This is a genomic window from Kaistella haifensis DSM 19056 (assembly GCF_000735695.2).
GTDB lineage: Bacteria > Bacteroidota > Bacteroidia > Flavobacteriales > Weeksellaceae > Kaistella > Kaistella haifensis.
Genome location: NZ_JASZ02000004.1, coordinates 44,285 through 69,401, shown reverse-complemented (window position 1 = coordinate 69,401; position 25,117 = coordinate 44,285). Strand labels below are relative to the sequence as shown.

The following is a 25,117-nucleotide window of genomic DNA, read 5'->3' as shown; positions in this document are numbered from 1 at the left end:
TTTTTTTGCGGATTTTTTAATTTCTAAGTTTTAAACGTTATCTTTGCAAAAATTTTTGGGCTTCAAAAGTTGAAGTTACCCATTAATAATTAATTTATTAAACAAAATTTAATGAGCAATATCGTTGCAATTGTTGGGCGCCCCAACGTAGGAAAATCAACCCTGTTTAACCGTTTTTTAGAAAGAAGAGAAGCTATCGTAGATTCTACTTCTGGTGTTACCAGAGACCGCCATTACGGAAAATCCGACTGGAATGGGGTAGAATTCACCGTAATTGATACCGGTGGTTATGAAGTAAATACGGAAGATGTTTTTCAGGAAGAAATCATCAAACAAGTAGAATTGGCAGTAGATGAAGCTACTTCAATCATCTTTATGCTGAATGTGGAAGAAGGGTTAACAGATACTGATCAGGAGATTTATGAAATGCTTCGCCGATCCAATAAACCTATTTATATCACTGTAAATAAAGTAGATTCCGCAACCGAGGAACTTGCTGCAACAGAATTTTATCAATTAGGAATTGAAAAATATTACACTTTATCTTCAGCAACGGGTTCCGGAACCGGAGAATTGCTCGATGATATCGTAAAAGAATTCCCAACAACCGAATACAAAGATCCTTTCGAGGGTTTGCCAAAAATCACTATCGCTGGAAGACCAAACGTTGGAAAATCGACTTTAACCAACGCTTTGCTCGATGTGGAAAGAAATATCGTAACCGATATTGCCGGAACAACGAGAGATTCAATTCAAACTTTATATAATAAATTTGGTCATGAATTTGTTTTGGTTGATACTGCCGGAATGCGTAGAAAGGCCAAGGTGAAAGAAGATTTGGAATTTTATTCCGTGATGCGTTCCATTCGTTCTATCGAATATTCTGATGTTGTAATCATCATGGTTGATGCGACTTTAGGTTGGGAATCTCAGGATATGAATATCTTCGGATTGGCACAGAAAAACAGAAAAGGAATTGTAATTTTGGTGAATAAATGGGATCTTGTTGAAGATAAAAGTACCAATTCGACCCGTGATTTCGAAAACCAGATCAAAGAAAGAATTGGGCAATTTACCGACGTGCCAATCCTGTTTATTTCGGCTTTAACCAAGCAAAGAATTCTGAAAGCAGTAGAAGTTGCGATGGAAGTGTATGAAAACCGTGCAAAGAAAATCAAAACTTCAAAACTAAACGAGGTGATGTTGCCTGTTTTCGAGCAAACGCCACCGCCGGCAATCAAAGGAAAGTATGTAAAAATAAAATATTGCGTACAACTTCCAACGCCGAGTCCACAATTTGTCTTTTTCTGCAACCTTCCGCAGTATGTAAAAGAATCTTACAAAAGGTTCACCGAAAACCAATTGAGAAAACATTTTGGTTTTACAGGAGTTCCTATCGAAATATATTTCCGACAAAAATAAAATTTCACAGCCTTTCAGATTTTTTTCTGAAAGGTTTTTTATTAAATTAATTTTTCCCGAACTTTACCACATAAATAATTGCTATGATTACTGTTTTATCCGATCAATTCTCACTTGTTAATACTTGGATCAATGAATTACGAAATGTAGAAGTGCAAAACGACCGAATGAAATTCCGTAGAAATATGGAAAGAATCGGCGAAATTGCTGCTTTTGAAATCAGCAAAGGTTTAGAACAGAAAGAAATAGAAATTACCACGCCTCTGGATCTAATTAAAGTTAAAGAAATCGCTGTTCAGCCGGTGATTACAACGATCTTAAGAGCTGGAGTTCCTTTATTTCAAGGAATTTTAAATTATCTTGATAAAGCAGATTGTGGGTTTGTTGCAGCATACCGAAAACACGATGCCAACGATTATTTTTCTATCAAACAAGATTATCTTACTTGTCCCAATATCGATGGGCGACCTTTGATTGTTGCCGATCCGATGTTGGCAACCGGCGCAAGTTTAATTGAGGCCATCAAGGATTTGTTGAATCACGGAAAGCCAACTCAGCTTCATATTGTGGCGGCAATTGCTTCACAACAAGGCGTTGAAACGATTCAAAATGAATATCCGAATGCTAAAATTTGGGTAGGTGTGATCGATGAAAAACTCACCTCAAAAGGTTACATCACGCCAGGTTTAGGCGATGCCGGAGATTTGTCTTATGGCGAAAAGCTTCAGAGATAAACGACTTTCGATATACAATAAAAACCTTCATTTCATAAGTGAGGTTTTTTTTTTGAATTAATCTGTGGCAATCATTAAAACAGAAATTTTGTTGTTTGGATATTTCAGGATTTCCCACGCCACGGAACTTATCGTATTACCGGTCGTGAATACATCGTCAATTAAGAGGATATGTTTTCCCGAAACTTCTTTCGTGCTACTGAAGAGGTTTTGCGTTTGTTCACGTTCTTTTCTGCTTCTTTTTGCTTGTGCTTTTTTATAGAAATTTCTTTGAATTAAAGTGTGATCAAAAGGAATTTTGAGTTCTTCAGAAAGTGTTTCGGTGTAGAGATGAAGCTGGTTGTAGCCACGTTTTTTCAATTTTTTAGGATGAAGCGGAACCGTGACAAAAAGGTCGGGGTTCAGAATGTTGAGGTCTGTTTTTTCCAATGTCCATTTAGCTAAAATTTTTCCAATTTTTTCACGATTTCCGTATTTCAACTGATGAACAATTTTTCGGCTCAGATTTTCGTCTTCAAATTGCATCAAAGCAACCGCATTTTCCGTCGGGAAAAGCAAAGTGCATTTTTCTTTAAGCAAATTATTATCCGCAAAATGATCATGAGTGAAATGGATTTGATCAAAACATAAATCGCAAACTACTTCTTCTGAATGAATAATTCGGTTACATTTAAGACATCGATTAGGAAAAAGGATTTGCAGAATATTCACTTTCAGTTATTTAAGCTTTAAAATTACAAAAATAATGCACTGAAATCACAACAAATTTTTCCTGATTTTTTGGATGGATTTTCTCATTTCCTCATTGAAAAGTTCTTTCTCCAAACGAATTGGCGGCGCCTGTCTTACTTCGCAATCCGAAATGCTGCACGTCTCGCAAGTAACGCCAACGCTGATTGTTTTTATGCGATCACTTTTGGCAAATTTTATCTTTTTCAGAGAATTGGTGTTGAGCAAAATTCCCAAGCAATAACTGCGGTTTGTCCCGTCTGAAAAAGGATTTTTCTGAGAAGTTGAAATCACTAAATAAGAAAGTCCGCTGTCTTTGTAGTGCGAAATTTGCGCATCGGTTAGTTTTTCATTTTCCTTTAAACTCACGAGGTTTTTCACGGCAATCCATCTTCTGCAATAATGTTCATTGGTTGCGTTGGCATGCGGAGCTTGTTGTTGATTAAGGTGTAATTCTTTTAAAATATGTATTTTATCAGAATGTTTCTTTTTGGTAAAGCAAAGGTAAAAGAGATCTTTAATTCCAAATTCCGGCGGCAGAATATTGGTCAATCGGTAATAAAAAGTTTCTGGCGAATTGGTAAACTCTTGAATTAATTGGTCGAAAACATCCGGTTCCCATTGATTTAATTGAAAAAAATCATTCAATTTTTCCGTCAAAGCTGCTTTCGGGATGAGTAAACAACCGGCAAAATACGATGCATGGAAATTATTTAGCAAGTTTTCAAAATTGGTAAAATCTAGCCAGGAATAAGTGTTGGGACGTGGATTTAGATTTAAGACATTAAAACCAATTTCTTTAGCAAAAATGAAAGTTCGCTGGTCTTCGCTGAGTTTTTCGTTCAGCAAAAGCAATTTTTTTTCAGGAATAAAAAGTGATCTCAGCTTCCCGGAAGCACCGAAATTTTCGAAATTCATCGTTCTGATTTCATAGCCAAAAGATTGAATTAAAAGTTGTTCAAAATCTTCAACTTTTGGTTTTGAATGCAAATTATTTTCAATGAAATACTCTTGTGCTTTTTCCTCGATTTCCGGAAAATAATTGTCGTACAACTCCTGAAAACTCCGTAAAACTGCAAAATAAAACCGCTCTTTTCCCAAATTGTAATTCTGTGAAATTTCAATAAGGGTGTTGATGAATGCGGTAACTTTTTTCGGTGCATCGCTGATGATGCTGATGAGGTTGCTTTTATTAATTCCGAAAAGTTCGAGCGGAATTTCCTTGAAAAAATCAGATTGCAGGATTTCGGTGAATGGAGCCAAGCCTTTATCGAGTTTTGTCGAAACCAAATCATCATAATTGCAGCCTAATTTTTCGCAAAGTTGAATGATTTTTTCATGTTTTGGGAATTTTTTTCCGTTCTCAATTTCATTCAAGTAGGATTTGGACATGCCGGTTTCATTGGCTAAATCCTGTAGCGACCAATTCTTTTTCTGCCTTTGTTGCTTGAGTTTCAGACCGAAAACTGTTTTGATAAAGTTGCCGTCTTGTGTCATTATTTTTCTGCTGAGTGCAATTTATATTCTTTCTAAATATGCTCTTGGAAATCCGATGGAGACAAAGGTAATGAAAAAAAATTCAGATGTTCGCAAAAATATTTTTTAGCGAACGTTCGCTAATTGAAATATTTTGTATAAGTTTGTGAAAGCAATACCGAAAAATATTTCATTATGGAAACAGCCACTTATTTCAAAATTCTTCCAACAGAGCAGTACAAAGAAGTTTTTACGCCTGAACTTGTTGAGTTTTTATATAGACTTCACGATGCTTTCGGGGAGGAAAGAGAAAGGCTTTTGATCGCCCGACAAATGCGACAAATAGAATTTGATCATCGTCAATTACCTCATTTTCTTCCTGAAACTGAAGATATCAGAACTGGAAATTGGGTTTGCAATCCGCTTCCCAAAGATTTGATGGATCGACGAGTAGAAATTACCGGTCCGGTAGAAAGAAAAATGATTATTAATGCGCTAAATTCGGGAGCTTCGGCTTTCATGGCAGATTTTGAAGACAGCAATTCGCCGACTTGGAAAAACTGTATGGAGGGACAACTTAACCTTTCCGAAGCGGTAAACCGAACCATCAGTTTTGAAAATGAAAATGGAAAAAAATATTCACTTAATGAAGAATTAGCAACGCTTTTGGTTAGGCCGAGAGGTCTTCATTTGGAAGAAAAAAATATTAAAATTAATGGGAAAAATGCTTCTGGTTCTTTAATTGACTTCGGGATTTTCTTCTTTAGAAATGCAAATCAACTGATTGAAAACGGAAGCGGACCTTATTTTTATCTCCCAAAATTGGAGCATTACAACGAAGCAAACTGGTGGAATGATGTGTTTAATTTTTCTCAGGATTATCTGAAAATTCCGCGTGGAACGATTAAAGCAACGGTTCTAATTGAGACGATTACTGCGGCTTTTCAAATGCATGAAATTTTATTTGAACTCAAAGAACACAGCTCCGGACTGAATTGTGGAAGATGGGATTATATTTTTTCTTACATTAAAAAGTTTAGAAATCTACCAGAATTTCTAGTTCCGGATCGCGATCAAGTGACGATGACTACTCCTTTTATGAGCGCATATTCAAAGTTGGTAATCAAAGTTTGTCATCAAAGAAACGTTCATGCGATGGGCGGAATGGCAGCACAAATTCCGGTGAAAAATAATGAAGCAGAAAATGAAATTGCTTATGCAAAAGTTCGCGCAGATAAAGAAAGAGAAGTGAAAAATGGTCACGACGGAACTTGGGTTGCACATCCAGGTTTGGTGAAAGTGCCGAAAGATATTTTTGATGAATATATGCCTTCTCCTAATCAAATCGATAAAAAATTCGATGAATATCAGATTTCAGAAGCGGATTTGCTGGAAATTCCAAAAGGTACCATCACCGAAAAAGGTGTTCGAAAAAACATCAATGTAGGAATTCTTTACATCGAATCTTGGTTGATGGGTGTTGGAGCGGCCGCACTTTACAATTTAATGGAAGATGCGGCAACCGCCGAAATTTCAAGAACACAAATCTGGCAATGGCTGAAAAACGAAGCCAAATTAGACGATGGAAGAACGCTTCTTCCGGAGATGATTCTGAATTGGCAAGTTGAAGAACTTCAAAAAATTAAAGAATATGTCGGGGAAGAAAGGTTCGCTTCCGGGAAATTTGAATTAGCCACTGAAATTTTCAACGGAATTGTTTTAAATGATGCTTTCGTAGAATTCTTAACCTTAGAGGCTTATCAGTTTATTTAAAATTAAGAGTCATTAAAAATTCAACAAAAAATAAAATCCAAAATATTATGAAAAATCAAGAGCAAATCCAGAAATTGGAAAAAGACTGGTTGGAAAACCCAAGATGGAAAGGAGTAAAAAGACCTTATTCTGCAGAAGAAGTACTAAAATTGAGAGGTTCATATCAACTCGATTATACCGTTGCAAAACTCATGTCTGAAAAATTATGGGAAAAACTGAACAATCAGGATTTTGTGGCAGCATTGGGCGCACTTACCGGAAATCAGGCGGTTCAGGAAGTTGATGCCGGTTTGGAAGCAATTTATCTTTCCGGTTGGCAAGTGGCTGCAGATGCAAACTTGAGCGGCGAAATGTATCCTGATCAAAGTCTTTATCCGGCGAATTCGGTGCCGAGTGTGGTGAAAAGAATTAATAATGCTTTGCTCAGAGCGGATCAAATTCAATCGGTAAACGACGTGGACGAAGTAAACAGAAAAAATTATTTGGTACCAATTGTTGCTGATGCGGAAGCTGGGTTCGGTGGAAATTTGAATGCTTTTGAATTGATGAAACAAATGATAGAAGCAGGAGCAGCGGGTGTGCATTTCGAAGATCAATTGTCATCTGCTAAAAAATGCGGGCATCTCGGAGGAAAGGTTTTGGTGCCTACCCAAGAGGCGATTAATAAACTGGTTGCGGCTCGCTTGGCGGCCGATGTATGCGGAGTTCCAACAATTTTGGTGGCAAGAACTGATGCTGATGCCGCGGATTTGTTGACGTCGGATATCGATGATCGCGACAAGAAATTCGTAACCGGAACTCGTACTGTGGAAGGCTTTTTTGAAGTGAAAAATGGAGTAGAACAAGGAATCGATCGAGGTTTGTCCTACGCGCCATACGCAGATTTGATTTGGATGGAGACCTCCAATCCGGATTTGGATTATGCCCGAAAATTTGCGGAAGGAATTCATGCTAAATTTCCTGGTAAAATGCTGGCTTACAACTGTTCACCTTCATTTAATTGGGCTGCAAAACTTTCGGTGGAAGAAATGGAAACTTTCCGTGAAGAGCTGGCGAAAATGGGTTATAAATTCCAATTTATCACTTTGGCAGGTTTCCACGCATTAAATACATCGATGTTTGAACTGGCTTTAGCTTACAAAAAACGTGGAATGGCGGGCTACTCTGAACTTCAGGAAAGAGAATTCGCATTGCAGAAAGAAGGTTTCCGTGCGGTAAAACACCAAAGTTTCGTAGGAACCGGATATTTTGATGCATTGCAAACCGTGATCACTGCTGGGAATTCTTCGGTAGTCGCAATGAAAGATTCTACTGAATCGGCGCAGTTTCATTAATTATATTCTTTAATAATTGTTATTTTGAAGTCCTTCTGCTTTTTTGGCGGAAGGATTTTTTTTAGATTTATACTTTATAATTGTTCAATTCATTTTAATAAAATTTTTTCATCGTTCCTGCGATCTTCTAACTTTCTTTATCTTTGCAAAATGATACGAATTACCAAAATTTTCACTTTTGAAACGGCCCATGTTCTGTACAATTACGACGGAAAATGCAAAAACATGCACGGGCATTCCTACAAACTTTTTGTTACGGTAAAAGGAAAACCGATCAATAATTTAGACGATCCGAAAAACGGAATGGTAGTGGATTTTGGCGATATCAAAAAGATCGTTAACTCCGAAATCATCGATGTTTGGGATCATGCAGTTTTGGTTAATGGTTATTCTCCGCACCAAGAATTGGGGCAAGATTTGGAAGGAAAAGGTCACAAAGTAATTTTTTGCAATTACCAACCAACTTGCGAAAATATGTTGTACGATATTGCCGAAAAAATTCAAAATAAACTTCCAAAAGAGGTGCAACTTGCTTATCTGAAACTTCACGAAACGGAAAATTCCTACGGAGAATGGTTTGCTGAAGAAAATAAAGAAAACTTTTCTTAGTATTTCTGATAAAAAATCTAAAATTGGCACCTGAAATTAATTCATGAAAATAAAATTAGAACCGAACAAAAAAATATATTTCGCTTCCGATCAGCATTTTGGAGCTCCAACTCCACAGGCAAGCAAAATCCGCGAAGAGAAATTTATCCGTTGGTTAGATGAAATAAAATCTGACGCGCAGGTGCTTTTTCTCATGGGTGATCTGTTCGATTTTTGGCATGAATGGAAACATGTTATTCCGAAAGGATATGTACGTGTTTTGGGCAAATTAGCTGAATTGAAAGATGATGGAATTGAGCTTTTTATGTTCGTAGGAAATCATGATTTGTGGATGAAAAACTATTTTGAAGAAGAAATTGGTTGCACAGTTTTTTTCGAAAAACAATTCTTTGAAATCAATGGAAAAAAATTCCTTTTGGCTCACGGCGACGGTTTAGGACCGGGCGACAAAGGTTATAAAAGGATGAAGAAATTATTTACCAATCCGCTTGCGCAATGGGCTTTCAAGTGGCTTCATCCGGATATTGCAATGAAAGTAGCCATTTATTTTTCAACCAAAAATAAGATGATTTCCGGTGAAGAAGACAAAGCATTTTTGGGTGAGGACAAAGAATTTTTAATTCTCTATTCCAAGGAAAAACTTCGAAATGAAAAGATTGATTATTTCGTCTATGGTCATCGTCATTTGCCGATGGTTTTGGATTTAAAAATGAATGAAAACGAAGCAAAATACGTTAATCTTGGCGATTGGATTTCTTACTTTACTTATGGTGAATTTCAGAAAGATTTTGAATTGAAAATTTGGGAGTGATGAATTTTTAATTTTAACATAAAGACACGAAGGTTTCACGAAGAATATGATGTGTTTTTATGACACTAAGCTGTTTATGAAATTGTTTTATATTTAAACACAAAGACACGAAGATTTCACGAGGAATATTGTGTAATCTTATGACACGAAGTGGTTTGTGAATTTTTTTTCGAATTTTGAGTAATTTTTGAAACAAGTTAATATGACTGAAAACGAATTATCAAGGATAGTTTATGATGCAGGTTTAAAGGTTCATAAAAGTCTTGGTCCAGGTCTTTTGGAAAGTGCTTATGAACAATGTTTGTTTTATGAACTCACCAAGCAAGGGATTTTTGTTGAAAGGCAAAAACCAATGCCACTTCACTATGAAGAAATCGTTTTAGATTCCGGATTTAGAGTCGATATGATGGTGGAAAATTCACTAATTCTCGAAATAAAAGCTTGCGAAGAGGTTAGTAATCTGCACTTTGCACAATTATTAACTTACCTAAAACTGAGTGGCTGTAAATTGGGTTTATTGATCAATTTCAATACCTTTCTTTTCAAAAATGGCGTAAAGCGTGTCATCAACGGAACACTTTAATCATGAACTTTTGAAACAATTTTATCAAATTCTAGCAGAAAAAGCTTACGTCGTGTCGTAAAACAGAAAGTTTTAATTGTGAAACCTTTGTGTCTTTGTGTTTAGAAAAAAAGCGCTGATAATTAACTATAAAAAAGGAATACAATTTTAAGTAAGTACATTTTGCATCGTGTCATAAAAACAGAATATAGTAATTGTGAACCTTTTGTGTTATTGTGTTTATAAAAAATAAAACAATTTGAATAATATTTTCAACATAAAAACTGAAGCAGATTTTCGACAAAAATGTTTGGAAACTTTCCGTTATCAATATGAAAATGTGGAAGTTTACCGAAAATTTTGCGATTATTTGCACATAGATTCGACTGAAATTCAGGATATTCACGAAATACCTTTCTTGCCAATTGAAATGTTCAAAAATCATTTGGTTTTAGATCGAAATTTTTCTACGGATCAGTATTTTCAAAGTTCGGGAACTACTCAAATGAACCGTTCCAAGCATTTTATTGCAGATTTTGCTTTGTATGAAGAAAGCATTTATCACAGTTTTGCAAAATTTATCGGAAAGCCCGAAGATTTTATTTTCTTAGGATTATTGCCCAATTATTCCAAAAATCCACATTCGTCATTGATTTATATGGTTGATTTTCTCATGAAAAAATCCGGTAAACCTGAAAATGGATATTTTCTTTACAACCATCAAGAATTATTGGAACTTTTACAAAATTTAAAGGATAAGAAAGTCATTCTTTTTGGAGTTTCTTTTGCGCTGTTGGATTTTTTGGATTCGTTCTCACAACAACTTGATTTTCCTGATTTATTCATCATCGAAACCGGCGGAATGAAAGGCAGAAAAGAAGAAATGACGAAAGATGAATTGCTGAAAATTTTGCAAAAAGGTTTCGGAACTAACCGGATTTTTTCGGAATATTCCATGACGGAATTGCTTTCTCAAGCGTATTCTTTAGGTGAAAATATTTACGAAACGCCCAACTGGAAGCGGATTCTCATTAGAAATACCGAAGATCCATTTTCCTATGTGGAAAATGGAAGAACCGGCGCGATCAATATCATCGATTTGGCGAATATTCATTCTTGTAGTTTCATTGCGACGCAAGATTTGGGGAAAATTATGGAAGATTTTTCGGCTTTTTCGGCTTCGGAAAATGAAATTTCGAGTCCGAAGTTTCAGGTTTTGGGCAGGATCGATCATTCTGATATTCGTGGTTGCAGCTTGTTGGTTTCCTAAAGTTTTCTATCGTGCAAAATAATATCGTGTATTGCGATTTTTTTTATATTTCTTTAATGAGCATTTAGAAAATTTAAATTTTAATGGATTTTCAATGAGAATTTTTAGAGAATGATTTTTTATCGTTACATTTTCTTAATTTTACATCCATTAAAATTTATAATGCTATGAAATATTTTTATACGCTGATGATGGCTTTCCTATTGCCTTATTTGGCCATCGCACAACAAACTGTTTCCTATTCGGTGAATCCGCCGACTTTCAACGAAACCGAATCGATTACGGTAACTTTTACACTGAACGAAACCAATTTTGGAGTGGCAACTTCGCACGCGCTTTATTTGTGGGCGTGGTCGGTTGATTCGAACAACACCAGCGCGGATTCCCCAACCAACGGAACTTGGACAGCCTCGAATGCTGCTAATAAACTAACCCATGTTTCCAGTTCAGGATCTACGGGAACTTACACATTTACCATGAATACGGTGAAATCTTTCTACGGAAACCGCCCAAATCCGCTTTCTAAAATTGGATTTCTGGTAAAAACCATCAACGGATCTGTTCAATCGCAGGATATCAACTTGAATGTAGGTAAATTTCAATTTAATTTAACCAATCCTGTTGCGGGAAGTACCAATGTGGTGAATTCCGGAACGGTGATTAATATTACCGGAAATTCCTCTCAGCCAGCTAATTATGTGGTGAAAGCCAATGGAAATCCTGTTTATACAAGTTCTTCGGCTTCTACCTCTTTAAATTTTCCGTATACCGTAACTCAGGATGCGAATATGGAAGTGGTTGCAACCGGTGCTTCGGACGGAACTGTGGTTACTAAAACTTTCACTGTTTCTCTTGCAACTCCGGTACAAACGGCTACAATTCCGGCTTATATGAAACAAGGAATTTCTTACGATCCGGCTGATCCAACTAAAGTAGGTTTAGCGCTTTATGCACCCGGAAAAGCTTTTGTAAATGTGATAGGAAGCTTCAATAACTGGACGGTAAGCGCAAATTATCTGATGAAAAGAGATACCACAAATCCGAATCTTTATTGGATTGAAATTACAGGATTAACGCCACAACAAATTTATACTTTCCAATACAGAACTGCGGATGGAATTAAAGTAGCGGATCCTTATTCACCTTTAGTTCTTTCGCCTTACGATGATCCGTATATCAATCAGAACGCAATGGTTTATCCGAATCTTCCGGCTTATCCGGCAGGACAGAGTTTTGAGGTTTCTGTGATACAGACTGCAAAACCTGCTTATCCGTGGGTGGTAACCAATTTCAATAAACCAGCTAAGGAAAATCTTATCGTATACGAACTTCTTGTAAGAGATTTCACTACCCAGAAAACCTGGCAGTCTTTAATTGATAAAATTTCTTACTTAAAATCTTTGAAAATCAATGCAATTGAATTGATGCCTGTAATGGAATTCGACGGAAATAATTCCTGGGGTTATAATACAGGTTTCCATTATGCTTTGGATAAAGCGTACGGAACGCCTGAAAAATTCAAGGAATTTATTGATCTATGCCACCAAAACGGAATTGCCGTAATTTTAGATATCGCCTTTAACCACGCAACCGGAAGAAGTCCAATCGAAAGAATGTGGATGGTTGATCCGGATGGTGACGGTTTCGGAGATCCTGCTGCTGATAATCCTTATTTCAATCAGGTTGCGAAACATTCTTATAGTGTGTTTAATGATTTCAACCATTCAAAAGCTGAAACAAAATATTATGTAGACCGTGTTATTGAACATTGGATTAAAGAATACAAAGTTGACGGATTCCGTTGGGATTTAACGAAAGGATTTACGCAAAACTGTACTGCAGGTGATGATGCGTGTACCAACGCTTACCAGCAGGACAGGGTGAATATTTTAAGAGGTTATGCCGACAAACAGTGGAGTTATGATCCAACTTCCTATATTATTTTCGAACATCTCGGAACGGATTCTGAAGAAGGACAGTGGGCTAATTACCGTGTTGGTGAAGGAAAAGGTGTAATGATGTGGGATAAACATACAAATGCCTATAACCAGAACACGATGGGATTTGCTGCAAGCAGCAACTTTAACAGAGTGGATTTCGAAGCTCATGGGTTCTCCGAAAGAAGAGCCATGAGTTATGGTGAAAGTCATGATGAGGAAAGAATCATGTATAAAAATATCAATTTCGGGGCATCAACCGCAGGCTACGACACCAGAGATCTGAACAACGCACTGCAGAGACAGAAAGCTTATGGCGCAGTGTTCCTTACTGTTCCTGGTCCGAAAATGATTTGGCAGTTCGCTGAATTAGGTTTTGATAAAAGTATCTATACCTGTGAGGATGGTGTTACTGTAAACACTGAAAGCGACGCGATTCCTGGCGACTGTAAACTGAGTCCGAAACCAACTGCATTTGGATTGGGTTATGATACTGACGCCGCAAGAAAATCCGTTTACGATACATGGGCGAAAATGTTGGAACTGAGACTTTCCAATGAAGTTTTCAATACCAAAACTTTTACAATAGAATCCGGAAATCTGATGCCGAGAATATTTATCTGGAATAACAATGCTACAAGTGCACTGAAGAACGTAGTGATTCTGGCTAACTTTACTTTGACCGCGCAGAATATCGTTCCTGATTTCCCTTATACCGGAAGTTGGGTGAACTTGATGGATAATACTTCGGTTCCTGTTTCCAGCACTACCGCACCAATTACCATTGAACCGGGAGGCTTCCGAATCTTCGGAAATGCGTCTGCTTTGGCAACGGATGAAACAGGTGCCGTTAAAAATGCAGTTTCTTTAACCCTAACCCAGAATCCGGTAACCAACGGAACCGCAAACTTGCGATATACTAACGCTAAAAACGGAACAGTTGCGATTTACGACTTGTCCGGAGCTTTGGTTAAAACAGTAAAAATTTCAAAGGATAACGGTGACGAAGCCATTTCGATCAATGGATTGAAAACAGGAATGTATCTCATTCAGCTGAAATCTGACAAAGGAGTTGCTGTTACCAAGATGATGGTGAAATAGCAATCTTAGTATACAAATTGAAACGGTCCGCAAATTTGCAGACCGTTTTTTATTTAATACTGAAAATCTTTCGGTGTGTGTTTGATATAATCCCGTAAAACCTGCATTTGCTGTTTGTTTCCTACTTCGACTAATTTTTGATATTTCTCGGGATTATTTAAATCGAAAATTTTTTGTGAAATTTTGTTGGTTTGAACGACTATTTTTGGAAAGATTGCTGAAACTGAAACTTTCGGGATGCTCAAACGTTCATTAATTTCTTTATCGAGTAAAAACCAATTCATGCTTTGATGGAGATTCAGCAACAATTTTCTTTGAAACGGATATTTGTAAATGGTGTTTTCTAAATTTTCATCAAGCAAAGCTTTTGCTAAATGGATGGAATCTTTGTCGCCTTTATCTTGTGTCGAGCTCCATAAATACAAATGTTCAACGGCTTGCTGTTTATTTTCGGGTAAAAATTCGGGCGGAATTCCCAAAAGATAACCAATGTATTTCCAAAGATGAAAAACACCCTGTTCCTCTTCCTCTGTAATTTTTACTCCTAATTTTTTCAAACCCTGCATGAATACCAAGCTAAAACCGGTATAAGTCGCAATCATGTCCCAGGAATTAATGGGTTCGCCCCAGTTTTCGTAATCCCAGTTCACAATTTTCTTTTTAATAGTGAGTCTTGCGTAAGAATGCATTAAACGCGTTCTTACAATTAATTGATAGGCTTCAGAATTCACTTTCAGCGCATCTTCACGGGTAACATGAACCCAGAATTCAAGCGTATCTTTCAGGCGTTTTACTGCACCTTTTTTTAACGCACCAGTAAAAATTAAGGGTTTGTTGAGGTAAGCGTAGTCGTAACCGCCCATCAGCACAAAATCCCGAAGGATAATCAATGCATTCGTTCCGCTTCTTATGCATAATCTGGCACCGATATTTGCTAAGTTTTCATCAAACCAAGCGGGAACTTCCTGCATCTGCAGAAATAATTTTTTTACACTTTCTGGTGCGTCATCGCTTTCCGAAATTTTGTTTTTTGAAAACTGCTGAACTGAGGCTGAAGCTTCATTGTAGGGGAGTTTGAGATAAGTGTCATTCACTGCATTGTCGCCCAATTCATCGACTTGATAATAAAGATGCGCGAATTTTTCAAAATTTTCGAAAGTCGGTTTCCAGCCTGACCAATCGAGCAGTTGTTTTCCGTTGCCTTTTGCCCAAAAGGTTTTGAAATGTTCGGAATCTTTAAATTTTGGCTCAATCTGCATTTTTTGAAGAATTTTTTAACAGCCATAAAATTACTAAAGTCAGAACAAAATGCGGGATAATACTAAATGCATCTACACCGCCACCAGTAACATAAAAACCATGACTTCCCAAACTTATTTTTCCTGATGGATATTCTACTGAATTAGGAACTCTATGGAAAAGATGAATGATGGTGGCTGCAAAGCCATAAAATAGTATTGAGTAGAAAACTGTTCTTCCGAAATTTTTGCTTTCAAGTAGTAAAATTACTGCAAGAAAAAATGGAGGTAAAACGACAAGTTGATATAAAATAATTTCTAAAAAAGTTGCTTTTGAATCACCAAATACGAATTCTTTCACGATAAAATTTCCTAGGAAAAACTGTAGAAGTAATCCAACGAATATTAAAGAAATTTTTATGGAATTTTTCATTTTTAAAACGCTGCAAGTTTTAAGCCGAGAATCCGCAATAGCGATGGTAACGAAAATCCTTTTTTTTGCGCGGCGGCGAAGCCGCCGCGCAAAAAAAAGATTGTAGTGGACGTAGCGACCCGAGTTGCTGCTTTGGCGTTGGAGAGGGTATTGCCACATTAATAAATTACTTAGATTGCTTTGTCGTTTCGCTGCGCTTCACTCCTCGCAATGGCAATGCGGCCGTTTTGTCGCTCGCTTCGCTCGCGCCAACTCAAAAAAAAACCTCCAAAAAATTTAGGAGGTTCTTATCATATAGTTAAAAAGCCGATTATAATGAAGCGGAGTGTACCAACAAATCAGTCAATTTATTAGAATAACCCATTTCGTTGTCATACCAAGAAACCAATTTCACGAAGTTTGGCGACAACATAATTCCTGCATCTTTATCGAATACTGAAGTTCTCTTTTCACCCACGAAATCTTGCGAAACTACGGCATCTTCAGTGTAACCCAGGATTCCTTTCAATTCACCTTCAGAAGCAGCTTTCATCGCTGCACAGATTTCTTCGTAAGAAGTTGCTTTCTCTAATCTAACTGTTAAATCTACTACAGAAACGTCTGCTGTAGGAACTCTGAAAGACATTCCGGTTAGTTTTCCGTTTAATGAAGGAATTACTTTTCCTACTGCTTTTGCAGCTCCTGTAGAAGATGGGATGATGTTGTTCAAAGCAGAACGTCCACCTCTCCAGTCTTTTGCTGAAGGTCCATCAACAGTTTTTTGTGTTGCTGTTGTAGCATGAACAGTCGTCATCAAACCTTCTACAATTCCGAAATTATCGTGAATTACTTTTGCCAATGGTGCAAGACAGTTGGTTGTACAAGAAGCGTTAGATAAGATTTTAACATCGTCAGTCAGTTCATTGTGGTTAACACCCATTACGAACATTGGAGTATCGTCTTTGGAAGGAGCAGAAAGGATTACTTTTTTTGCACCTGCGTTGATGTGAGCCTGAGCCGACTCTTTAGAAAGGAACAATCCTGTGGATTCTACGATGTATTCTGCACCTACTTCGTTCCATTTCAAATTGTTAGGATCTTTTTCAGCGGTAACTCTAATTTTCTTTCCGTTTACGATCAGGTCGTTTCCTTCTACAGAAACAGTACCTTTAAACTCGCCGTGTACAGAATCATACTTTAGCATGTAAGCCATATATTCGGCATTGATAAGGTCGTTGATTCCTACTACCTCGATGTTTTCTCTCTCGGTCATTGCTCTGAAAACTAGACGACCAATTCTACCGAATCCGTTGATTCCTACTTTGATTGTTGACATAATATTTTGTTTAATAATTATTTTTTGTTCTGTTAATTGAGTTTTTTAGAATTTAAATCGCTAAAATTTCGGATAGCAACATAAGTTCTTGATTGATTTCATTGTGTTTTTTAATGGCTTCTTCAAACGGGGTGAAGACCAAATTATTCGATTGCAAACCGGCCATCACATTGGTTTTTCCTTTCATTAATCCTACTACAGCGCCAAAACCTAAACGGCTCGCCAAAACTCTATCGGCACAACTTGGTGAACCACCTCTTTGGATATGCCCCAAAATCGCAACTCGAATATCATAATCAGGGAAACCTGCTTTTGTAGCTTTTGCTAAATCGTAAATACTGCCTAGTTTTTCACCTTCGGCTACTACCACGATGCTTGATGATTTACCTGCTTTTTCTGCTCTTTCGAAAGTAGCAAAAAGATCTTCAATGCTGTCTTTCTTTTCAGGAATTAGAATGTCTACAGCGCCGGTTGCTAATCCGCTATTCAATGCAATGAATCCGGCATCGCGACCCATTACTTCAACGAAGAATACGCGGTTGTGGGAAGTTGCGGTATCACGAATTTTATCAATGGCATCCATTGCGGTATTCAAGGCAGTATCGTAGCCGATTGTATTGTCGGTTCCGAAAATATCGTTGTCGATCGTTCCCGGAACTCCGATTACTTTGATGCCAAATTCTTCATTGAAGATTTTTGCTCCAGTAAATGTACCGTCACCACCGATGCAAACTAGCCCGTCGATGCCGTGTTTTATGCAGTTGTCGTAGGCTTTTTGTCTGCCTTCTTTAGTTTTGAATTCTAAAGATCTGGCGGAACGCAAAATGGTACCACCTGCGCCGATGATGTTTTTTACGGATCGGGGACCCATTTTCGTAAAATCGTCATTAATCAGGCCGTTATAACCTTCTCTTACCCCAAAACATTCAATAACATAATGGTTAGCAGTTCTTACAACTGCTCTTAGAGCGGCATTCATACCGGGTGCGTCGCCACCGGAAGTGAGAACCGCAATCTTTTTTACTGCGCTTTCGTTCATACATAATAATTTCTTTACAAATTTACAAAAACAAGTTTAAAGAATAAAGTTTTGCTTGATAACATTTGGTAAAAAAACATTAGTTTTGCAACATGATGATTAAAGAACATCTGCGAAGTTTTTTAGCTACTGTATTTACAGGGTTTTATCTTTTCGTGGCTTTGTTCTCTCAGAATTTTCATAATCATGGGAGTGGCGAAGTTTTCAAGGATTATCACTTAAAAAAATCTGAAAAAACATTTTCCAAAAGTTCTTTTTCAACAGATTTCATCGACTGTTTATCCTGTCATCTTCTGCACGATGGCCATTCTTTGCTTCCTGAAGATTTTCAGTTGGCATTTATTCAAACTGATGATTTTCAAAAAGAAATTTCCGCATATGCACAGCGGTTTTCTAAACTTGAAATCCGTTACTTCGAACTTCGGGGACCTCCTTCAAATTTCATTTAATTAACACATTTGCAGCGAAATGTATTGTTAAAGGTTCATGATTGAATCTTTAAAGTTCCCGTATTTAATTAATTTGAAATTTATATTTAAATGAAATTTACTTTCAATATTTTGTTGATCCTTTTTGGATTCACATTCTTCAGCGCACAGCAAACTTTTAAAATTCAAGGTAAAATCATCGATTTTCATGATAAAGTTCCTTTGAAAAACGCAGTAATCAAGATCGGTGATTACACAGAAAACTCCGATACAAACGGAAACTTCAGTTTCAGTTCCATTAAAAAAGGAAATTACATCATCACCGCAAACCATCCAGATTGCGAACCATTAACAGAAAAAATAACGGTGAATAAAGATCTGGAAATTACTCTGAATCTGGAACATCATATCTCCGAAATTGAAACTGTGAAAATTCACGCCATTCATAAAAAAGAGGGATCTGTTTTGATTAAAACATTAAACAAAGAAGAAATCGACCGGAATTCTACCGAAAATCTCGGTAATCTGCTCGCCGGAATCTCAGGTGTCACTGCTTTGAAAACGGGAAATAATATTTCCAAACCTGTTATTCACGGGCTGTACGGAACGCGAGTTTCGATCATGAACAATGGTGTGAAAATGGCGGAACAGGAGTGGGGAGTGGAGCATGCACCGAATGTTGATGTGAAAATGTTTGAACATATTGATGTAGTAAAAGGTGCATCTGCATTGAAATACGGCAACGAAAGTGTGGGTGGAGTGGTGATTTTGGAACCGGCAATTACCCCAAAAAAAGATACTATTTTAGGACGATTGAAATTCTCTGGAATATCGAACGGAAAAGGAGGAGAAGTTGCTGTAGATGTCGCTAAAACTTGGGAAAACCAGTGGTTTGTAAAGTCCGGTGGATCCTATAAAAAGTTGGGCGATCAATACATTCCACATCATACCTTGCAAAACACGGGAGCGGAAGTTAGCTCTTTTGATTTTTCCTTCGGAAATCATTCTTTCAAGCAGGGTTTTGATGTTTTTTACAGCGGAATTCAGCAGGAATTTGGAATTTTCAAAGGTGCGCATCTTGGCGGCCCGGAAGATTTTTATAAAGCCATCAATTTGGGGCAGCCTTATTTTTTGGATGAATTCAGTTATAATATCGAAAATCCAAAGCAGGAAGTAAGTCATCACTTGGCAAAAATTTCTGCGTACAAACGGTTTTACAATATCGGGAAGATCTCTTTGCAATATAGTTTTCAGTTGAATAATAGAAAAGAATACGACATCAGGAAAGGTGATTTGAGCGAAACTCCTTCGATGGATTTGCGATTAACTACTCATAATGCAAGCTTGACCCATCTTTTGGAGAGAGGAAAATGGAACATTGAAAGCGGAATTTCTGTTGGTTTGCAAGATAATTTTCCGAATCCGGCTACTAAAGCAAGGCGTTTGATTCCAGATTATTTTCGCTACGATGCCGGAATTTTTTCTGTTTTCAAATTTCAAATCAATGATCAGCTAAATGCAGAAGCCGGTGCGAGATACGATTTCAACCGATACGATGCTTACAAATATTACGATGCATCCGTTTGGGAAAAATATGCGAACCTTTTTCCGGAATTCTTTGTAAAAGAAAGCGATAGCCGAGTTTTGACACATCCTGTTTTAGATTATCATAACTTTTCGGGAAATGTGGGATTCAATTATCTATTGAATAAAAATTGGAATTTCAAACTGAATTTTTCCCGAGCAGAACGCGCTCCGAATGCGGCGGAACTGTTTGCGGATGGGCTACACCATTCTGCCGCAATTATGGAAGAAGGTGCCTTGAACATGAAAAAAGAAAGCATCTACCATCTGAATTTTTCTACCATCGCAAAAGTGGACTTTTTGATGGGATTATCTTTCGAAATCAATCCATATCTTATGTTCTCGGATTCGTTTATTAACCAGATCCCAACCGGGGTGAAATCTACCAACAGAGGGGTGTTTGTGGTGTGGAGTTATCAGCAAAACAGAGCGAGGATTTTCGGAGTGGATGCTGATGCGGAATTGAAATTTACCGATCAGTTGAAGTTGAATTCTTCCTTCAGTACTTTGCGCGGTGACGATTTGGGAAATCAAGAACCATTAATTTTAATGATGCCTACCAATTGGAGAAATTCCCTGGAATGGAAATCTGAAAAAGCTGGAAATCTATTTGTAAAGTTGGAAAACGAAACCGTATTTCAGCAGAAAAGATATCCAATCCGAAACCAAAATGTGGATTTCATTGAAAACGGAACTTTTGTTACCCGAGAAATAGATTACAGTTCTACACCGGCTTCATATTCAATTTTCAATGCCGCTTTTGGGTTTGATGTTTTAAAAAATATGAACATCAATTTCAGAGTCAACAATATTTTTAATACCAGTTACAAAGAATATCTCAATAGATTGAGGTATTTCATGCCGGAACCCGGACGAAATTTCGTGGCGACAGTTCAATTTAAATTTTAAATAAAAAATCGAATAGTTCATTAATAAGAACCTTTAACCTTTAAAAAAATAAAAAAATGAAAAATTTATATAATACCACTTTACTTTTATTTGCGGCTTTTATCTTGTTTTCTTGTAGAAATAGCAACGAAATCCCCGAAGATATTCATGAACACGAAGAAATTGAAAAATTGGTAATTACTGCAACCAATAAAAATAATACTTCCGATGTTCATGTAATAAACTATATCGGAGGTGTAGCAGATGGATCTTTACAATTGCAACAAGGCGCGACTTACGCTGTGAAATTGGACTTCCAGGTGAAACACGATGATCATTATGAAAGTGTAAACGAAGAAATTACCGCAGAAAAAGATGAGCATTTCATTACTTTCCAATTCTCTGATTCTGATGTTGCCGTAAACCGAGCTTCGGATGATGTGGAAAGAACTGATGGAAATAAAGTAGGTTTAAGCACGGAATGGAAAATTAATTCGGTTTTAGCAACAGGGAAAGCCAATATCAAACTGGTGCATACCCCAAATTCTGTGAATCAAAATTATCCTACAGCTGATAACCAACAAGGTCAAACTTCCGGTGGAGAAACCGATGTGAATGTACTGGTAAATCTTCATTAAAAAATTTTTCATGCACAAATATGCGATTAATCTTCGGTAAGCGTGTATTTGTGGTATTTTGCTTAAATAAATCATTTGCTTAATTGCAGATGATTTTTTTTTAGTATTTTTTATGATTTTTTAGCGAGAATCTTTTAATAAATTTTTACTATTTTTGCAACCTAAATTTTCAAAACATAACAATGAACGTTACAGCGACAAACCATGATGAAGTAAGCGCGTTACTTACAGTTACACTAGATAAAGCAGATTATAAAGATAAAGTTGAAAAACAACTTATCAATTATGCTAAAAATGCACAAGTTCCAGGTTTCAGAAAGGGAAAAGTGCCATTGAGCATGGTAAGAAAACAATATGAAGCAGGAATCGCTTTTGAGGAAATCAACAAGCAGGTTTCTGAAGCGCTTAATAATTATGTGAACGAAAATAATCTAAGATTGGTTGGGCAGCCAGTTCCACAACCGGTTGAAGAGCTTAACCACAATGCTGATCAGGTTACCGTTGCTTTCGAAGTAGGTTACGAACCAGATTTCAAAATTGATTTGGCAAAATACGAAGCGCCACACTTCAAAGTAGAAGCTTCTGATAAAGAAATCAACCAAAGCATTGAAAACATGCAAAAAAGATTTGCAGAAAAAGTAGTACAAGAAAACATCGCTGATGATTCTCAAGTTGCTTTGCAAATCAGCCAAGTTGTAGAAGAAGATGCAGAAGGAGAGCACCACCATCACCCGAAAAATGTGGTAATAGATGCTGAGAAGAAGGAAGCTTTCAAATTGGTAAAAGATTTGAAAATGGATGGATCTGTAAAAATTTCTAAAGAAGATTTACAGAAAAACGAGGACTTAGCAAAAGAATTAGGCTTCAGCAAAGATGAAGTTGAACATTTGCACCACGACCAACTAGAAGTTACTGTGAAAGATTTCTACGGATTGAATTTGGCAGAACTTAACCAAGAATTATTCGATAAAGTATATGGTGAAGGAAACATTAAATCTGAAGACGAACTTAAAGAAAAAGTAAAATCAGAACTTGACGAATATTTCCAGCAAAATGCAGATGTACATTTCGTGAACAAGATTTTGGAACAAATCAACGAGAAAGAAGATGTGAAACTTCCTGAAACTTTCTTGGTAAAATGGTTAATGTTCAGTAACCAAAATATCCAGTCTGAAGAACAGGCAAAAGAAATTCTTGAAGCAGAAAAAAATCAATTGAAATACCAGATTTTGGAAGGTAAATTGATGAACGATAACGAAATCAAATTAGATTATAGCGATGTTTTGGCCCAAGCTGAGCAGTTGGTAAGAAATCAATTGGCAATCTACGGAATTCACCATTTGGGCGATGAAGAAATTCAGAAATACGCAGTAGAAATGTTGAAAGATCAGGAGCAAGTTCGTCAGATTTCTAGTGAAGTAGGAATGGCAAAACTAAAAGATGTAATCCTGGAGAAAGCATCTAAAAAAGAAACTAAAATCTCTCACGACGAGTTTTTAGAAGAACTGAAAAAGTAATTTTACTTTAATAAATATAAAATCCGTTTTGTTTTTGCAGAACGGATTTTTTTTATGAATTAATGATGGATTTTTAATAGCTGAAATATTCCAGATCACTGTTTCCTATAAGATAAGATTCCAGTTTTCTGATGTCTCTATTTTTGATATGGATATCGAGTGTAATCAGAACACTGCTGTTTTTTTTCTCGAGAGCAATTTCTGAAACATCTTTCGTAATGCTTCTGATTTCCGTGAGAATGTCATCTTTACGCGAAAACTTTTCTATAGGAAGCTGCAATTTCAGGAGTTTACTGTGATGCTGCGGAAGCAAATTTTTCGAAACATATTGTGCCGAATTAATGATGATAATGGCAGAAATAAGGAAGGTAAAAGCAATATAAACCTCACCAAATCCAATCGACATCCCGATCGCGGCGGCAATCCAGATAATGCCCGCTGTGGTAAGTCCGTACACGGTGAAACCTTCTTTAAAAATTACGCCGGCACCCAGAAAACCGATTCCGCTCACGATATAGGAAGCGATTCTGGTAGGATCGCCATCACCGGCGAGTTTGTAGGAAATAATCGAAAAAAGAGTAGAACCCAGACAAATGATGGTGATTGTTTTCAACCCTGCGGATTTGTCCTTCATTTCCCTTTCAAAACCTAAAATGAGCCCTGCTATAATGGAAATAATTGCTTTGTAAATATCTAAAAATTCAAAATGTTCCGACATTTTTTATTTAAAGATAGAAATTTTTTACGAACCAAATTCCGTTTTCCATTCATCGGCTGCTTCGCAAAGCGTGGTGTAGAATTCTTCGCCGTATTTTCGGATCAGCGGCGTTTTCAGGAATTTATATACCGGAACTTTCAATTCTTTGCCCAAAACACACGCATCGTTGCAGATTTCCCACTCGTGGTAATTCATCGCGGTAAAGGTGGAGTATTCGGTCACGCGAATCGGGTAGAGGTGGCAGGAAATAGGCTTTTGCCAATCTACCGCGCCATCTTCGTAAGCTTTTTCAATTCCGCATTTGGTAATTCCTTTTTCGTCGAAAATCACGTAGGCACATTCCTCGCCATTCACCATCGGAGTTACATAATCGCCATCATGTGGATCGATGGTCCAAGTTCCTTGTTCTTCTAACGCAGCCACACCTTCCGGACGAAGATACGGTTTCACTTGATCGAAAATTTTATCGAGGATTTCTGTTTCATATTTTTCCAGCGGTGCGCCTACATCGCCTGCAACGCAACACGCGCCTTTGCATTTGCTGAGGTTACACACAAATTCTTCTTCAAAAATATCTTCAGAAATCAGTTTATTGCCTATTTGTATCATGTTTTTTTAGTATTAAAATTGTAAATAATTGGTCATTTTAAAAAGTATCAAAGAGATAATAATGACCCAAAGTCCGGTTTCTTTCATCCAATATTTGGGTAAAAACTTCAACATTCTACTCAAAATAATGGAAGCCGGAAGCGCAAGAAAAAGTAAATATTCATACACATTTCCCATATATAAAATAATGGTAATGAGCTGTGCCAAAGAGTAAATCAATAAAAAAGTATATTTAAATTTACTTGTCGGACTTTTTTTATTAAAATTTCTAAAATGATCAATCACCGAATGAATCAGCATCAAAGCAACGGGCAAAAGCCAGAGTAATTGTTTAATATTTTTTGATGGTTCAAAATTTTGAAACGGAAAATAAACCTCATTCCAAGAATTCATTCCAAGAAATAACGCAATGCTAAAATAGGAAATTGCAACGAGCAAAATCCCAAACAGCAGTTTGAAAATATGAAGTCCAACCCGATCAGAAGTCCCAATGAGATGAAAAATCACAAAAATAAACATTGGCCAAGTGGTGGGTAAAAAAATAAAATTCAGAGCTAAAATAGCGCCTACAAGGATGATTGCGTTTTTGCGAACTGCCAAATCATTATCGGTAAGCAACAGCAGAATAATCGAATTGGTGAAAAGTGAAACCGCAATTCCGATATCCAAATCACCGGGATATAGCGCAAATATAAAGACAGTATAAAGAAATAAAGGCAAATGCGTTTGATAATTCAGTGAAATAGCATTAAAACAAAAATATCCCAAAGCAACACCTGCAAAAGTTATCACTGCAGAAATTATGTCTAATGAATTGAAATCAAGGAAGTTAAATCCTATTACAATTAAAAGAAGAATGACAATGTAAATGGGTATTGAAAAAATATTGCTTTCTTTTGAAAGTAATCGAAACATTTTTATTAATTTTGTGCAAAGTTAATTTAAAAAAGGA

At 36.8% G+C, this 25,117-nt stretch carries 22 protein-coding genes; 13 read left to right on the top strand and 9 right to left on the bottom strand.

What is annotated here, in order from left to right:
• Window positions 1-111 precede the first annotated feature (111 nt).
• Window positions 112-1,422, top strand: a complete 1,311-nt coding sequence (gene der, locus AP75_RS03505) for a ribosome biogenesis GTPase Der (RefSeq protein WP_031502156.1) — start codon at window positions 112-114, stop codon at window positions 1,420-1,422.
• Window positions 1,423-1,505: 83 nt separating this feature from the next.
• Complete coding sequence (gene upp / locus AP75_RS03500; RefSeq protein ID WP_031502157.1) at window positions 1,506-2,156, top strand: uracil phosphoribosyltransferase; 651 nt, start codon at window positions 1,506-1,508, stop codon at window positions 2,154-2,156.
• Window positions 2,157-2,213: 57 nt separating this feature from the next.
• On the opposite strand, the gene AP75_RS03495 is transcribed toward upp, so the two are convergent.
• Both AP75_RS03495 and AP75_RS03490 read right to left on the bottom strand, forming a co-directional pair.
• Window positions 2,214-2,867 (bottom strand): ComF family protein, encoded by a 654-nt coding sequence (locus tag AP75_RS03495; RefSeq protein ID WP_031502158.1) that lies wholly within the window; start codon window positions 2,865-2,867, stop codon window positions 2,214-2,216.
• A 45-nt stretch (window positions 2,868-2,912) separates the two neighbouring features.
• Window positions 2,913-4,382 (bottom strand): helix-turn-helix domain-containing protein, encoded by a 1,470-nt coding sequence (locus AP75_RS03490; protein ID WP_088263601.1) that lies wholly within the window; start codon window positions 4,380-4,382, stop codon window positions 2,913-2,915.
• A gap of 174 nt (window positions 4,383-4,556) precedes the next feature.
• On the opposite strand from AP75_RS03490, the gene aceB reads away from it, so the two are divergent.
• The 7 genes from aceB to AP75_RS03455 all read left to right on the top strand — a co-directional run bounded on the left by aceB (window position 4,557) and on the right by AP75_RS03455 (window position 13,758).
• Window positions 4,557-6,134, top strand: a complete 1,578-nt coding sequence (aceB, locus tag AP75_RS03485; RefSeq protein ID WP_031502159.1) for a malate synthase A — start codon at window positions 4,557-4,559, stop codon at window positions 6,132-6,134.
• 47 nt (window positions 6,135-6,181) lie between these two features.
• Window positions 6,182-7,468 carry an isocitrate lyase gene (aceA, locus tag AP75_RS03480; protein WP_031502160.1) on the top strand — a complete coding sequence of 429 codons (1,287 nt, stop codon included), beginning with the start codon at window positions 6,182-6,184 and terminating at the stop codon, window positions 7,466-7,468.
• Between the two features lie 150 nt (window positions 7,469-7,618).
• Window positions 7,619-8,077 carry a 6-pyruvoyl trahydropterin synthase family protein gene (locus AP75_RS03475; protein WP_031502161.1) on the top strand — a complete coding sequence of 153 codons (459 nt, stop codon included), beginning with the start codon at window positions 7,619-7,621 and terminating at the stop codon, window positions 8,075-8,077.
• Window positions 8,078-8,120: 43 nt separating this feature from the next.
• Entirely contained in the window at window positions 8,121-8,888 is a 768-nt protein-coding gene (locus AP75_RS03470; protein ID WP_088263599.1) for a UDP-2,3-diacylglucosamine diphosphatase, read from the top strand.
• A 202-nt stretch (window positions 8,889-9,090) separates the two neighbouring features.
• Window positions 9,091-9,471 (top strand): GxxExxY protein, encoded by a 381-nt coding sequence (locus tag AP75_RS03465; RefSeq protein ID WP_031502109.1) that lies wholly within the window; start codon window positions 9,091-9,093, stop codon window positions 9,469-9,471.
• 238 nt (window positions 9,472-9,709) lie between these two features.
• Window positions 9,710-10,720 (top strand): LuxE/PaaK family acyltransferase, encoded by a 1,011-nt coding sequence (locus AP75_RS03460; protein ID WP_088263598.1) that lies wholly within the window; start codon window positions 9,710-9,712, stop codon window positions 10,718-10,720.
• A gap of 167 nt (window positions 10,721-10,887) precedes the next feature.
• Window positions 10,888-13,758, top strand: coding sequence for an alpha-amylase family glycosyl hydrolase (locus tag AP75_RS03455; RefSeq protein WP_088263597.1), 2,871 nt, complete (start codon window positions 10,888-10,890; stop codon window positions 13,756-13,758).
• Window positions 13,759-13,811: 53 nt separating this feature from the next.
• Here AP75_RS03455 and AP75_RS03450 read toward each other — a convergent pair whose 3' ends face one another.
• The 4 genes from AP75_RS03450 to pfkA form a co-directional block, all read right to left on the bottom strand.
• Window positions 13,812-15,017 carry an oxygenase MpaB family protein gene (locus AP75_RS03450; protein ID WP_088263596.1) on the bottom strand — a complete coding sequence of 402 codons (1,206 nt, stop codon included), beginning with the start codon at window positions 15,015-15,017 and terminating at the stop codon, window positions 13,812-13,814.
• Window positions 15,007-15,429, bottom strand: coding sequence for a hypothetical protein (locus tag AP75_RS03445; protein WP_088263595.1), 423 nt, complete (start codon window positions 15,427-15,429; stop codon window positions 15,007-15,009). Before AP75_RS03445 ends, AP75_RS03450 begins: the two co-directional genes overlap by 11 nt.
• 310 nt (window positions 15,430-15,739) lie before the next feature.
• A complete protein-coding gene (gap, locus tag AP75_RS03440) occupies window positions 15,740-16,744 on the bottom strand; it encodes a type I glyceraldehyde-3-phosphate dehydrogenase (protein WP_031502182.1) in 1,005 nt (334 codons plus the stop codon).
• A gap of 52 nt (window positions 16,745-16,796) precedes the next feature.
• Window positions 16,797-17,783: a 6-phosphofructokinase gene (gene pfkA, locus AP75_RS03435; protein ID WP_088263594.1), complete on the bottom strand. Its 987-nt coding sequence runs from the start codon at window positions 17,781-17,783 to the stop codon at window positions 16,797-16,799.
• 92 nt (window positions 17,784-17,875) lie between these two features.
• On the opposite strand from pfkA, the gene AP75_RS03430 reads away from it, so the two are divergent.
• From AP75_RS03430 to AP75_RS03415, 4 genes are all read left to right on the top strand, one after another.
• A complete protein-coding gene (locus AP75_RS03430; RefSeq protein WP_031502183.1) occupies window positions 17,876-18,232 on the top strand; it encodes a hypothetical protein in 357 nt (118 codons plus the stop codon).
• 90 nt (window positions 18,233-18,322) lie between these two features.
• Window positions 18,323-20,704, top strand: a complete 2,382-nt coding sequence (locus AP75_RS03425) for a TonB-dependent receptor (protein ID WP_185116471.1) — start codon at window positions 18,323-18,325, stop codon at window positions 20,702-20,704.
• 56 nt (window positions 20,705-20,760) lie between these two features.
• Window positions 20,761-21,321 carry a hypothetical protein gene (locus AP75_RS03420; protein WP_031502071.1) on the top strand — a complete coding sequence of 187 codons (561 nt, stop codon included), beginning with the start codon at window positions 20,761-20,763 and terminating at the stop codon, window positions 21,319-21,321.
• Window positions 21,322-21,503: 182 nt separating this feature from the next.
• On the top strand, window positions 21,504-22,838 hold the full coding sequence (locus AP75_RS03415; protein ID WP_031502070.1) for a trigger factor: 1,335 nt from the start codon (window positions 21,504-21,506) through the stop codon (window positions 22,836-22,838).
• Window positions 22,839-22,911: 73 nt separating this feature from the next.
• Here the strand turns inward: AP75_RS03415 and AP75_RS03410 are convergent, their stop codons facing one another.
• Genes AP75_RS03410 through AP75_RS03400 form a run of 3 tightly spaced genes read right to left on the bottom strand, consistent with a single transcriptional unit; the run spans window position 22,912 to window position 25,080 of the window.
• Window positions 22,912-23,556 (bottom strand): MgtC/SapB family protein, encoded by a 645-nt coding sequence (locus AP75_RS03410; protein WP_088263593.1) that lies wholly within the window; start codon window positions 23,554-23,556, stop codon window positions 22,912-22,914.
• A 24-nt stretch (window positions 23,557-23,580) separates the two neighbouring features.
• On the bottom strand, window positions 23,581-24,165 hold the full coding sequence (locus AP75_RS03405) for a DUF3109 family protein (RefSeq protein ID WP_031502069.1): 585 nt from the start codon (window positions 24,163-24,165) through the stop codon (window positions 23,581-23,583).
• Window positions 24,166-24,177: 12 nt separating this feature from the next.
• Window positions 24,178-25,080, bottom strand: a complete 903-nt coding sequence (locus AP75_RS03400) for a DUF6427 family protein (protein ID WP_088263592.1) — start codon at window positions 25,078-25,080, stop codon at window positions 24,178-24,180.
• Between the last annotated feature and the right edge of the window lie 37 nt (window positions 25,081-25,117).